Source organism: Hafnia sp., from assembly GCF_036648275.1.
Taxonomy (GTDB): Bacteria; Pseudomonadota; Gammaproteobacteria; order Enterobacterales; family Enterobacteriaceae; genus Hafnia; species Hafnia alvei.
Genome location: NZ_JAVXIQ010000006.1, coordinates 15,925 through 29,484 on the forward strand (window position 1 = coordinate 15,925; position 13,560 = coordinate 29,484).

The following is a 13,560-nucleotide window of genomic DNA, read 5'->3' on the forward strand; positions in this document are numbered from 1 at the left end:
GCAGAATACAGCGATTCTGCCCCGACTATCGCTGCGGCAAGTAGCGCAGCGGGTTTACGGATTTCCCCTTGTAACGAATTTCAAAGTGCAATCTTACTGAGCTGGTTCCGGTGCTCCCCATGGTTGCAATTTTTTGACCCGCCTTAACCTCTTGTTGTTCCCGGACCAGCATCGTGTCGTTATGGGCATAGGCGCTCAGGTAGTCATCATTATGTTTAATGATGATCAGATTTCCGTAACCACGCAGCGCGTTGCCGGCGTATACCACACGACCATCAGCCGTGGCGACCACCGACTGGCCGCGTGAACCCGCAATATCAACGCCTTTATTTCCACCTTCGGCAGAAGAGAAGTTATCGATAATTTTACCGTCAGTAGGCCAACGCCAGGTTCCAACTGGAGCACTGCTGCTTACACTACTGGCTGACGAGTTCGGAACGGTTGCTGCGGCAGTCGTCGTTGCCGTCGCTGTCGATGCAGGCAACATTTTGCCAACATTCTGTTTACCCGAATTATCAGAATACGCTGTGGTTGATTGAGAATCAACACCTGTGCTCTTAATTTGACCACTTGATGGTTGCGTAGGGACTCCGCTGGTTCCATCATTAGCAGCAAGCATTCCACCGCTGTTGCTGTTGGCGTCTAATTTGATTGTTTGGCCAACATTGAGGCTGTACGGCGCAGGAATGTTGTTTTTCTCTGCAAGATCGCGGAAGTCATTTCCTGAGATCCAAGCGATATAAAAAAGTGTATCGCCGCGTTTTACGGTATAAGTGCCGCCGTTATAGCTTCCCTTCGGAATATTCTGATAGCTACGATTGTATACAATGCGTCCGCCGTCACCGGACTGGGCCATGCTGGTATTTCCACCATTTGACAGCATACGGCCATTGCCGCCGCCATTAACCGAACTTATCGGTGCAGAACTATTATCTGACGAACAACCAGCCAACCATAAAGTAATCAAAGTACACGCCGCTACTCGGCGCCACTTCATCATCGGGCTTCCCATGCTCATGCTTCCCCCATGACAGCAAAATCAGCGATATCCAACATATTCAGTCTCTTATCCGTCTGAATTACCGATAGCCGCAGCCTCAAGTAACCAGAACTTTACGCGCTCTGAACCCGCTAGCCCAACCATTGGGTTAGCGAAGAAATACAAAACAAGACAAAAAATCAGGCGAGGTCACGATCAAAAGCCTCACCTGCTGCATTTAGTTTCCAATCATATACGGCAATAAGTAATGAATTGGACACTAAAAACAGAGTGCGGGTCAAATGCGAATCAATAAGAAAAATCGTTATGTAGATTTAACATAGCAGATATGCTCTCGATTATTCGCCTTGATGCACAAAAACATAGCCGATGCCCAGCGGTAAAAAATAGGGGACATGGCTGAAAAAATCAGGCTAACTCGCCCTGAACGAGTGGCACAAATCTCACGGGTTCAATTGATTCAACGGAGAAATCATTTCCACGCCGCTGAACACAGCGTAGCTGCTGAGTTTTATCAAACTCACCGACTGGCAGAACCAAGCGTCCACCATCGGCTAACTGCGACAGCAATGCCTCAGGGATTTCAGGCGGTGCCGCGGTTACAATAATTGCGTCGAACGGGCCGCGCGATGCCCACCCTTGCCAACCGTCACCGTGGCGGGTTGACACATTGTGTAAATCCAGCTGCTTAAGTCGTCTCTTAGCCTGCCACTGAAGGCTTTTAATCCGCTCAACCGAGAATACGTGTTGTACGAGATGTGCCAGTACCGCAGTTTGGTAGCCAGAACCGGTGCCAATTTCTAGCACCTTAGACTCTGGCCCAACGCGGAGCAACTCCGTCATACGCGCAACCATATAGGGTTGAGAGATAGTTTGGCCTAAGCCTATCGGTAAGGCCGTATTGTCGTAGGCCTTGTGAGACATGGCCTCATCAATGAATTTTTCACGCGGAACTTCAGCCATGGCTTTCAGTACCCGCTCATCACCGATCCCTTGCTGCATCAACTGCTGCAATAAGGTCAGCACACGTCTATCTACCATTCCTCACCGACCTTAGTCTGTTCAAGCCACGAAGAAAGCAAATCCTGCGCGTGATACGCCGTTAAGTCCACCTGTAACGGCGTAATAGATACGTAACCTTGCTCAACGGCGGCAAAATCAGTATCAGGTCCCGCATCATGTTTCGCGCCCGGAGGCCCAATCCAGTACAGATCGCGGCCACGTGGATCATGCTGATGAATCACCTTATCAGCCGGATGCCGACTACCACAGCGCGTCACTTTAATGCCTTTAATCTGTGACAAAGGCAAATCAGGCACGTTCACATTAAGAATGCGCCCCGTGCGTAAAGGGTGCGCAGCCAATGCCTTTAGCAGGCGACATGTCACCTGAGCCGCCGTATCATAATGCTGGAAACCATCAAGTGAAACCGCCAGCGCAGGAAAACCTAAGTGTCGCCCTTCCATTGCCGCGGCCACGGTTCCCGAGTAAATCACATCGTCGCCCAAATTAGGACCGGCATTAATACCCGATACGACAATTTCTGGATGAGGCCGCATTAAGGCATTCACGCCCAGATAAACGCAGTCGGTCGGCGTACCGTCGATCACGCTAATATCGCCGTTCGCCAAAGTATCAATACGTAGCGGTGATTCAAGCGTTAATGAATTTGAAGAAGCGCTGCGATTACGATTGGGGGCAACGACCTGCACCTGAGCAAACTCACGCAGCGCTGCCGCCAACGTTTGCAGGCCCGGAGCCATCACGCCGTCATCGTTACTCAGCAAGATCCGCATTAGGGTTTTCCTGATTAAACAACTCACGCACGATACTGGTAGCAAAGCTGCCTGCTGGAAGCGCAAACTCGACTTCTACCGTAGCATCATCCCACCAAGACCAGCTCATCTCCTGCGGTTTGACCAGCATAGCTCGACGCGCAGATTCCACGCGTTCACGCTTAACCAGCGCCAGCAGATCGCCATATTCGGCAATCGCCTGCTGCTCAAACTCTGCGGCTAAATCACGTGTCCCCAGATCGTTATCGCCCGGCAACGCCGCCGTAATTTGTAGCTCACCGCTGTCTGTTCGCTGCTGTAGGCTATCAAGCTCTTCGGCATTCGCCACAAACCAACTACCACGGCCCGTTAACTGCATGGCATCGCCCAGCATCACCTGACGCTGAGAGCCCTGTTCCAAACGCTTATTAGCGATCTGGTTGAACATCGCACTACGGGCTGCAGATAGATAAAAGCTACGCTTAGGTCGCTCTCTAACCTGAATTTCATTACGCGACCATTTTGCGGCCTGAACCAGATTGTTACCACCGCGGCCAAAGCGCTGAGCGCCAAAATAGTTTGGCGCGCCTTCCGATGCAATGGCCTGCAAACGCTGCTCGACGTCGTCGCGATCGGTAATATGGCGCAGCACCAAGCGAAACGTATTGCCTTTCAGCGTGCCAATGCGCAACTTACGTAAATGGCGCGCACTACGCACCACTTGGCAGCCTTCCAAGATGAACTGGCTCAAATCCGGTGATTCTTTACCCGGCAGATGCAGGCAGAACCACTGCTCGGTAACAGCATGACGGTCTTTTAGGCCAGCGTAGCTCACTGAACGCTGTGGAATTTTGGCAAAGCGAGCCAAATTGTCCGCAACAAACTGCGTGTTACAACCTTCCTTACGAATGCGCACCAGCAGATGCTCACCTTCGCCGTCGGGCTCAAACCCCAAATCTTCCGAAACAAAGAAGTCTTCTGGGAACGCTTTTAAAACCCCTGTTCCTCGTGGGCGCCCGTGCAAATAATGAAGTGCATCAAAATCCACGCGTTACTCCTTAATCAACAGTGCAACAGCTTCACAGGCAATGCCTTCACCGCGACCGGTAAAGCCCAATTTCTCTGTGGTCGTCGCTTTAACGTTGACGTCATCCATATGGCACTCCAAATCTTCCGCCAAATTCACGCGCATCTGCGGGATATGCGGCGCCATCTTTGGAGCCTGAGCAATAATCGTAATATCGAGATTGCCCAAACGGTATCCTTTAGCACGAATTCGGCGATAAGCCTCACGCAGAAGCTCACGGCTATCGGCATCTTTAAACGCAGGATCGGTATCGGGGAAAAGTTTACCAATGTCACCCAGCGCAGCGGCGCCAAGCAGCGCGTCAGTAGCCGCATGCAAAGCAACGTCGCCGTCTGAATGCGCCAGCAAACCAAATTCGTAAGGGATACGCACGCCGCCAATGATCAGAGGGCCTTCGCCACCAAATTTATGAACATCAAAACCGTGGCCAATTCTCATCAAGCATTCTCCTTTGGAGGCAGTGTGGTAATGAAATAAAACATCGTAGAGTTATCGCAAGTGCAAAAAGCCCACGTACTAAACGATTAAGTACGCTGGGATAAATAAAACTCAGCCAAAGCAAAATCCTCTGGCCTTGTCACTTTGATATTATCAGAACGGCCAGACACCAACAGCGGATGATAACCACAATATTCCAACGCTGATGCCTCATCTGTCACGTTAGCGCCTTCATTGAGTGCGCGCTCCAGACACATCATAAGCAATTCGCGTGGGAAAAACTGAGGGGTCAGCGCATGCCATAGCGCCTCACGATCGACCGTATGCGCAATTGCAAAACGATCGCCCGCTTCTGCGCGCTTCATGGTGTCACGTACCGGTGCGGCAAGAATACCACCGACTTTAGAGGTATGGCGTAATGCCAATAGCTGGCTGAGATCGTCTTGGTGTAAACACGGACGAGCGGCGTCATGTACCAATACCCATGAAGCATCCGTCGCCGCTTTCAAACCGGCAAAAACCGAATCTGCGCGCTGAGCGCCGCCGAAGACAACCTGAATACGGAGATCGTTTGCTAGCGGCAAATCGCTAAAATAGCCATCGTCAGGGCTGATAGAAACAATCACCCGCTCGACCTCGGCATGACATAACAACGCCGCGATCGAATGCTCAAGGATCGTTTTGCCCGCAATGGTCAAATACTGCTTGGGGAAGGCCGAACGCATTCGGCTGCCAACGCCAGCCGCCGGCACAACGGCGACAATGGGGAGGAGTGTAGACACGTCGGGATCACTCATGCTTATCAGTTTGTTCTTATCAAGATTATTGTAATGAAGATCATGGATATGACGTTAGGTCCAATGACATAACTAAACTAACGGACATGGTGAGTGAACGAAAAGCGATGTTCGAGGCTAGTTTCGTGCCGTAGACGATGAGAACGAAGGCGTTGGAGAAGACTGAGTTGCCCCACCATTATGCTTTGCCTGTTCTGGAACCAGACGATAAAACGTTTCGCCAGGCTTTATCATACCAAGTTCGTTGCGTGCGCGTTCCTCAATGGCTTCTTGCCCGCCATTTAGATCGTCGATTTCTGCAAAGAGTTGATCGTTACGAGACTTCAGCTTGCCATTATTAGCCTGCTGACTCGCAACATCTTCTTTTACGCGCACATAATCATGGATACCATTCTTGCCGATCCACAATGAATATTGCAGCCAGCCCAACAGTATCAATAATAATAGCGTTAGTTTACCCATTCACGCCCCCTGAAAAACCGCACAATCATCCCACAACTTTTAGTGAGACTCCACACTCAAGGGAAAATTACTGCGTTATACAGATTTCTCTTTATCAGATCCGTATAAGAAGAACTCATCACCGTGAATAGTTTAGGATTATTCATAAGCAATAGTTGGAAAATAAAACAAAATAATTACAAGCCACCGCGAATTAAGCCACCCAGACCACGTCTTTCCATAAAAGCAGCGGTGAGATGGCGAACTTCAGTCGACATTTGATTTTCCAGCACTCGCTGAACTAAAAAGCGCGCATCTTCCAGCTCAATCGTTCGCAGCAGATATTTTATTCGAGGAACGCTGTGGCCATTCATGCTGAGATTTCGATAGCCCATACCGATCAATAACAGCGCCCCCATTGGATCGCCCGCCATTTCACCGCATACGCTAATTGGTAAATTCAGACGATCGCACTCATTAACCACTTGGTTGAGTACGCGCAACATCGCCGGATGAAGACTGTCATACAGCGACGCCACCCGCGTATTATTACGGTCAACCGCCAACAAATACTGGGTTAAATCGTTGGTGCCTACGGAGATAAAATCTACGCGCTCGGCTAAGAACGGCAGCAAGAAAATCAACGACGGAACTTCCAGCATGACGCCGATACGTGGTTTCGGCAGCGCATAGCCAATCATCTCTTCTACTTCGCGGCCTGCTCGTTCGATGAGACGTTTCGCCTCATCCACTTCGCTCAGACTGGTGACCATCGGCAGCAAAATGTTTAAATTGCCGCTGGCCGCGTTAGCACGCAGCATCGCACGGACCTGAACCAAGAAGATCTCAGGCTGATCGAGCGTGATCCGAATCCCGCGCCATCCAAGGCTTGGGTTCTCTTCACTGATCGGCATATAGGGCAGTTGTTTATCCGCACCAATGTCCAGCGTACGCAGCGTTACGGGCTTATTGGGATTGATCTGCAGCATTCCTTGGTATTGTGCAACCTGCTCTTCTTCCGATGGGAAACCGCTTTGCAACATGAACGGTATTTCTGTGCGGTATAAGCCAACCCCATCAACGCGGCTATCCTGACGTTGTTCATGCTCCGCGCTCAAACCGGCGTTGAGCATAACCTGCACGCGTTCACCGCTTTTTAGCTGAGCAGGTTTTTCGGCATCGTCTTCCGCCATTTTACTGAGCGCGATCTCTTCACTCACTAAGCGCTGATATTCATGCACCAACACCGGATCCGGCGCTACCAACACCTCGCCGCGATAGCCGTCAACGATCAGCTGACGCTCATGCAATAACGCAGGCTGAATGTCAGCCCCCATCACCGTCGGCACGCCCATGGCGCGTACCAGAATGGCGGCATGTGAGTTTGCCGCACCGTCACGCACCACGACACCAAGCATCCGCTCCTGCGGAACTTCAGCCAAAAGCGTCGCAGTGAGCTCATCGGCAACCAGAATAAAACGGTCTGGCCATTGGTTAATACCGGTCGCGTTATCATCGAGATGGAAAAGCAAACGTTGCCCAAGCGCACGCAAATCACTGGCGCGCTCGCGCATATAAGGATCTTGCAAGCTGGCAAACTGTTCGGCGAAACGCTCAATCACCTGTTTGACCGCCCATTCAGCGACGGATCCTGCGTCGATCTCACTCATGAGCTCGCGTTTAAGCCGCGCGTCATTGATCAAATGCGAATAGAGATCGAAGATGGCCGCGCTGTCTTTCTGCGAGTTAGCCGTAAAACGTTTACTGAAACGACGAAACTCTGCCGCTGCCTCTTCCAAGGCCTGCGTCAAACGTTCGCGTTCACTGGCGCTGTCTAAGGTTGAAGCTTGATAGACATGTTCAAGCGATGGTTGGCTGACATCCATCCAGCCTTCACCCACGGCAATTCCGGGAGAGGCTGCGATCGCACGGATCCTGCTCTGTCGTAGCTTGCCAAACAAACCGTTAAGCTGAGTCTGAGAAAGGATCCCGGCCAACTGAGTCGCCAACGTTACCAAAAACGACTCTTCGGTTTCATTAAATTGGCGGGATTCACGCTGTTGTACAGCCAGAACGCCGAGCAGCTGGCGGCGATAAATCATCGGCACGCCGAGAAAAGCGCGGTAGCGCTCCTCTTTTACCTTGGGGACATATTTAAAGCTGGGGTGGCTTGGTGCGTCAGCCAAGTTAATTGGCTCGGCTAAACGTCCCACTAACCCAACGATGCCTTCGTCAAAAGCGAGCGTCACCACACGTCCACGTGGCTTTTTCAAACCACGTGTCGCCATCAGGTAATAGCATTGACGATCGTTATCAGCTAAATAGATCGAACAGACTTCCGTATCCATTGCCTGACACGTCTCATCAACCAGCACTTCCAATGCATCAGTCAGACTAGTGGCCGCAGCCACCTTCTCAACGATTTCCCGCAAACGCGTGAGCATGATTAAAGCCACTTAACCTCTTTTACGGCGATAAGCAGGAGAGGTCCGCGCCGTTGGCGGGGTCACTTCCTGCAATGGCATGACCACAGGTGAGAATTCTTTCATCACCCGACGATATACATCGCGTTTAAATGAGACAACCTGACGCACTGGATACCAAAAACTGACCCAGCGCCAGCCGTCAAATTCAGGCGTACTACTTCTCTGCATGTTGATTTCTGACTCATTGCACATCAGTTGCAATAAGAACCAACGCTGCTTCTGGCCGATACAAACCGGCTTTGTGTCCCAACGCACCAAACGTTTAGGTAATTTATAGCGTAACCAGTTACGGGTTGATGCAAGAATTTTAACGTCCTTTCGCCCCAGCCCCACTTCCTCAAACAGTTCGCGGTACATCGCCTGTTCGGCGGTTTCTCCAGGATTAATTCCCCCTTGAGGAAACTGCCAAGAGTTCTGACCAAAGCGACGGGCCCAAAGTACTTGCCCCTGCCGATTACAGATTACGATACCCACGTTCGGGCGGTAGCCATCATCATCGATCACTGGACTACCTCAATAGCAAATTCGCAAGATAGGCTGATTGTTTCACACTCCCCTGTGGTGGTAAACCACCGCATTAAATCGGGTAAAAAACGGATAACATTGGGATAACTCACAGATTCATCCATAGTTATAAACATTGTTTGCTCCCCAACACCGTTTTTATTCACTTTTTCTGTGGATATATTTGTGTAGAACTTCAGGGGAAAGGGTGTAAACCTTTGGATAACTCAAAACAACCCGTTTTACATATCCTGACATTAATCTTATATATCAGTTAAATAGGTAGAAACAATCATATCACTAATAAGCAAAAATGTGACCTATGCACGGTTTGGATCTTAGCTTGTTCAAAGATCGTCCAATGGCGATTTTATCCACAGCTTATTCGCCAAACTTGCACACTGAGGCGGCAATTTCCCAAAAAACCCCCTACGTCAAGCCTGTAAATCAAACCAGTGATCGGTAAATAAATGGGTTATCCCAAAAATCTGTGGATAAATAGGTGTAAGATCCTGTTCATTGTCGGTGTCTAGTCTTGCACAACAAATTTTTTAAAATGCCGTATAAAAGAAAATTTCGATAATTTCTTTTAGGAATCATGGTATTATTTCCGGCTCGGTGCAAATAACTCGGCACCAAATTTTACTCACAGCACGCAGTTCATTTTTTAATCAAATCGTGGATTCAGTTAAAATTAGTGAAATTTCAACGATGACGACACCTCAACTCCCCACCACCACGCCTGAAAATGTGCAACAACTGTTAAATCGCGCCCAGTCGCTGGCCGGTTATACATTAGGCGAACTCGCGGCTAGAGCGAACATCGCTATTCCGCGCGATTTGAAGCGAGATAAGGGCTGGGTTGGCATGCTGTTAGAGCTGTATCTCGGTGCTAGCGCGGGTAGTAAACCAGAGCAAGACTTTCCCGAGATAGGCGTTGAGCTCAAGACCATCCCCATCGACAGTCGCGGAAAACCACTAGAAACCACCTTCGTTTGCGTAGCGCCCTTAACGGGAAACAGCGGCGTAACATGGGAATCAAGCCATGTTCGTCACAAACTACAGCGCGTTCTGTGGGTCCCAGTTGAAGGCGAACGGCAAATTCCACTGGAACAGCGCCGAGTGGGCAGCCCGTTGTTGTGGACACCCAACGAAGAGGAAAACGAACAGCTTAAGCGCGATTGGGAAGAACTGATGGATATGATTGTGTTGGGTAAAGTGGAGCGCATTACCGCCCGCCACGGCGAAGTGCTACAAATCAGACCTAAAGCGGCCAACAGCCGTGCGTTGACCGAAGCCACTGGTGAACATGGGGAACCCATACTCACGCTCCCTCGAGGTTTTTACCTCAAGAAAAACTTCACCGCAGCCCTGCTCGCACGCCACTTTCTGCTATAACGCCAAACTCGCTTAAGCATTTCACTACGTTCATAGGATCCCTGAACGGTCAAGAAAGCGTATAATCTTCGTTTATCGTTTATTTAGGTAGTACTGAGTCATGTTTGAATGGATTGTGGATCCCAATGCCTGGTTAGCGCTCGGCACGCTGACTATTCTAGAAATCGTCCTTGGCATTGATAACATTATTTTCTTATCTCTGGTTGTCGCCAAACTTCCTAAAGCACAGCAAAACAAAGCCCGCCGCATCGGCCTGCTGGCGGCCATGGGGATGCGTTTATGCTTGTTAGCTTCCATTGCGTGGGTTGTTCGCTTAACGCACCCACTCTTTAGCGCATTCGGCCATGCCGTTTCCACGCGCGATCTCATTTTGCTGCTGGGTGGTTTGTTCCTGATTTATAAAGCGATAAAAGAGATCCACGAAACCATTGAGGGCGGTGGCGAAGACATGACCACCAACGTCCATTCGTTTTTAGGTGCCATCGTGCAAATCATGCTGCTGGATATTATCTTCAGCTTGGATTCGGTAATTACCGCCGTCGGCCTTTCAGATCATCTCTTTATTATGATGGCGGCCGTGGTGATTGCAGTAGGCGTGATGATGTTTGCCGCTCGACCAATCGGCGAATTTGTCGCCCGCCACCCATCGGTAAAAATGCTGGCACTATCCTTCCTAATACTGGTTGGCTTTACCCTGATTCTAGAAAGCTTCGGCATACATGTACCAAAAGGCTACATCTACTTTGCGATGTTCTTCTCGATGACGGTTGAAGCGCTGAATTTGCTGCGTAGCAAAAAAGAAAAAAGCAGCGATTAACATCAGATTATTCATACACAAATAAAAAAGGAGAACTCTCGTTCTCCTTTTTTATTAGCTTAATCGAGCACAGTCTTTCTTATCCATTACAAAGATATGTTCGAGCTGGTCAACATGATATACGTACATGATTTTCATATTGTAATGGCGAATTCCTTTCTCTTTGCAGTGTGCAATAAAATCATCTTTGGCATGTTTGGCTAAAGTGCTTTCAATCGGCTCATCCGATGGAGGAATAACACGGAAAACAAACACCAGCGTTTTCCCTTCCAGTCTGACCCGACGCAGCTTAAACATGCTGTCTGAAGTATCAGCTGGCGGAGTCGTATCCACATAGCGCTTCAGCATTTCACGACGATATTCAATCCACTGCAGCGGATCTTCATTTTTCTTTTCAATCCAACGAAACGCATACCCGCTGCTCAGTAAAGCCGCCAGTAACGCAATAAAACACAGTAACCCAACTGGTTTGCATCTGCGCTGCGCCAGCCACAGCGGTCGTTCAATACCACGATAGAATTGGGTATTCGCGACAACACCCAATAAAAAGAATAACGAAAACAATGTCGATATAACGAGATTAAACGTCGTGCCATCAATAAATAAATACAACAGCATGGCGTGAAAAGCGGCGAATAATATCCAACTGCATACCGTTGGATATTTAAACATACCGAGAAGTAAAAGAAGTGTTGCAGGGCCATAAACCAGACAAGCAATACGATAGGCATTTTCATGCATGCTTTCCGGATACACCAATACCGTTAGTAAGGTAATAAATACAACACTTGCTGCAGCCATTATCCCGCAAAGTCGATAGAAACGGAGATGCTCTCCAACTTCACTTTCAACAAGGGATTGTTTATCTGCTGGACTATTTTCTTTCATAAGATAACGCGCAATACATACTGCCTATGAAAATACTTATAGCCAAAACATAACATGCAATAAGGTATTACCGCAGAGTTACTTTATCTAAACGCCATCTATTTTTTAGGAGGCGTGCCAAGAAGCACCAACCTCCTCACAGTAAAATAGAGATGAACTTCCATCCAATTTCTGGTACTTATCTTTATATAATAAGGATATACCAAAAATAATTCGCGTTGCATCGAAGCGGCAAGTCAGCGAATCCCGATGAGCTTACTCAAGTAAGTGATTCGGGTGAGTGAGCGCAGCCAACAAAGATACAGCTTGAAGTATGATGGGTATAAACAGCTACTTAATCCCCATCGCGTTACGCATGGTGAAGAACAGATCGGTTTGATCGGTCAAGCCAACCACGTTACCCGCATGTGGTCCATAGGCCGCGACACGTAACTGAGTTCCCGTATGCTCCTGTGAGTCACCTTCAGAATTACCGTAGCTAATCGCCATCACCGCGCCATCTTTAGTCGTTAACGCCTGAGTCAGCCCCGGTGCTTTACTGTCAGGTGCAATAATCTGGCTTGAATGGGCATGGTCTGCGGTCACAATCACCAAGGTATTGCCATCTTTACGCGCAAATTCTAATGCTTTTTGTACCGCTTCATCTAAGTCAACGGTTTCACCGAATTGCCCACAGGGGTTGGCGGCATGATCTTGTTTATCGATCGACGCTCCTTCTACCTGCAAGAAGAAACCTTTTGGATTTTTATCTAGCAACGAAATCGCTTTTTCAGTCATCTGCGCCAGCGTCGGCGTGGAAGGACTACGCTCAGGATTAACGCTACAGGTCACCGGAGCGCCATCTAGGTTCCCATGATAGATCGCTTTTGGCCCCTGCCAGCGTACCGGCATGTTGCCATCAGAAAAAAGCCCCAGAACCGGTTTTTGCTGGTCAGCGATACTCAGTTTGTTTAACTCATCCAGATTCGTGACCACCTGATAACCGAGCCCTTCAGCCTGCTGCATCAGCGTTTTATCTTTCCAATCGCCTGAATTTGCCGTTTCAGAGAAGGTTTTAGCGCCCCCGCCCAACGTCACGTCGGCACGGGTTTTTAAAAGCTGCTCGGTAATAGAGCCTTCACCGCCATTTTCCAACGCATTCCCTGGACACAGTTCCAGCGTTTTGCTTGGGCCATAGCATTTCCGTGAGGTTACATGAGATGCCTGCGCCGCAGGCGTGGCGTCCTGCAATTCTGCCGTTGAGACGTTACCCGTGGCTTTTCCCGCCGCTTTCGCCATCTCTAATAGGGTACGATGAGACTTACCGTTCACGTCTACGCCCAGAGCCCCATTGTAGGTTTTCACCCCTGTGCTCCACGCCGTTGCAGAAGCCGCAGAATCGGTGACATAGTCGGGTTTATGGCTCTTCTTATCTAAAGAGTAATGCGTGTATTGCCCCGTCAGCGGCAATGCATCAATCCCTTTAAATTGGCCACCAGCACCTTCGGCATAGTTACGCGCAGAGGTAATCTCAGAATCCCCCATGCCGTCGCCAATCAGCAAAATGACGTTTTTGGCCGTTTTATTACTTAAAGAAGCAATGAGTGCGGTAGTTTGATCCTGCGTCATGCGTCGTGCACCACCAAACTGAGTGATATCTCCTTGGGCTGCTCGCGCCGTTAAATCAGCGACAGGCGGATTAGCCGCCTGCACCGGTGGCATCAACATCATTAGGCTTAACATAGACAACGAAAAAATTTTATTAGAGGCCACTTCACTATCTCCTTGTAAATAAATACTCTGCATATACGCGTCGCGCTTCAAGATGCAGGCAGTATAAGAAGGCTTAGTGAAGGTTTTGTGACGGAGTTGTTCTAGAAATATGACAATGTGGCGTAATCTCGAAATATTGGGGGAAATATATACCCAAAATAATTGGAGTTGGAGTTG

The 13,560-nt window shown here is 49.2% G+C and carries 13 protein-coding genes; 2 read left to right on the forward strand and 11 right to left on the reverse strand.

Annotation, left to right across the window (positions count from 1 at the left end; translation table 11 throughout):
• Positions 1-25: 25 nt before the first annotated feature.
• The 9 genes from nlpD to rppH form a co-directional block, all read right to left on the reverse strand.
• On the reverse strand, positions 26-1,000 hold the full coding sequence (nlpD, locus tag RSC70_RS07535; protein ID WP_332542213.1) for a murein hydrolase activator NlpD: 975 nt from the start codon (positions 998-1,000) through the stop codon (positions 26-28).
• 408 nt (positions 1,001-1,408) lie between these two features.
• Positions 1,409-2,041, reverse strand: a complete 633-nt coding sequence (locus RSC70_RS07540) for a protein-L-isoaspartate(D-aspartate) O-methyltransferase (RefSeq protein ID WP_040045187.1) — start codon at positions 2,039-2,041, stop codon at positions 1,409-1,411.
• Positions 2,035-2,796, reverse strand: coding sequence for a 5'/3'-nucleotidase SurE (gene surE / locus RSC70_RS07545; RefSeq protein WP_025801558.1), 762 nt, complete (start codon positions 2,794-2,796; stop codon positions 2,035-2,037). The genes RSC70_RS07540 and surE overlap by 7 nt, the downstream gene beginning before the upstream one ends.
• Complete coding sequence (gene truD, locus RSC70_RS07550; protein WP_025801559.1) at positions 2,777-3,823, reverse strand: tRNA pseudouridine(13) synthase TruD; 1,047 nt, start codon at positions 3,821-3,823, stop codon at positions 2,777-2,779. Before truD ends, surE begins: the two co-directional genes overlap by 20 nt.
• A 3-nt stretch (positions 3,824-3,826) precedes the next feature.
• Positions 3,827-4,300, reverse strand: coding sequence for a 2-C-methyl-D-erythritol 2,4-cyclodiphosphate synthase (gene ispF, locus RSC70_RS07555; RefSeq protein WP_332542142.1), 474 nt, complete (start codon positions 4,298-4,300; stop codon positions 3,827-3,829).
• Between the two features lie 86 nt (positions 4,301-4,386).
• Positions 4,387-5,097, reverse strand: coding sequence for a 2-C-methyl-D-erythritol 4-phosphate cytidylyltransferase (gene ispD / locus RSC70_RS07560; RefSeq protein WP_332542143.1), 711 nt, complete (start codon positions 5,095-5,097; stop codon positions 4,387-4,389).
• 117 nt (positions 5,098-5,214) lie between these two features.
• On the reverse strand, positions 5,215-5,559 hold the full coding sequence (ftsB, locus tag RSC70_RS07565) for a cell division protein FtsB (RefSeq protein ID WP_025801562.1): 345 nt from the start codon (positions 5,557-5,559) through the stop codon (positions 5,215-5,217).
• 176 nt (positions 5,560-5,735) lie between these two features.
• Entirely contained in the window at positions 5,736-7,982 is a 2,247-nt protein-coding gene (gene ptsP / locus RSC70_RS07570; protein WP_282807527.1) for a phosphoenolpyruvate--protein phosphotransferase, read from the reverse strand.
• A 12-nt stretch (positions 7,983-7,994) separates the two neighbouring features.
• Positions 7,995-8,528 (reverse strand): RNA pyrophosphohydrolase, encoded by a 534-nt coding sequence (gene rppH / locus RSC70_RS07575; protein WP_004091644.1) that lies wholly within the window; start codon positions 8,526-8,528, stop codon positions 7,995-7,997.
• A gap of 711 nt (positions 8,529-9,239) precedes the next feature.
• On the opposite strand from rppH, the gene mutH reads away from it, so the two are divergent.
• Together mutH and RSC70_RS07585 are read left to right on the forward strand one after the other, a co-directional pair.
• Entirely contained in the window at positions 9,240-9,926 is a 687-nt protein-coding gene (mutH, locus tag RSC70_RS07580; RefSeq protein WP_040045198.1) for a DNA mismatch repair endonuclease MutH, read from the forward strand.
• Positions 9,927-10,026: 100 nt separating this feature from the next.
• Entirely contained in the window at positions 10,027-10,743 is a 717-nt protein-coding gene (locus RSC70_RS07585; RefSeq protein WP_063585821.1) for a TerC family protein, read from the forward strand.
• 54 nt (positions 10,744-10,797) lie between these two features.
• Here RSC70_RS07585 and RSC70_RS07590 read toward each other — a convergent pair whose 3' ends face one another.
• Positions 10,798-11,631: a polysaccharide biosynthesis protein gene (locus RSC70_RS07590; RefSeq protein ID WP_172722697.1), complete on the reverse strand. Its 834-nt coding sequence runs from the start codon at positions 11,629-11,631 to the stop codon at positions 10,798-10,800.
• Between the two features lie 330 nt (positions 11,632-11,961).
• A complete protein-coding gene (gene phoA, locus RSC70_RS07595; RefSeq protein WP_332542214.1) occupies positions 11,962-13,353 on the reverse strand; it encodes an alkaline phosphatase in 1,392 nt (463 codons plus the stop codon).
• Positions 13,354-13,560 lie beyond the last annotated feature (207 nt).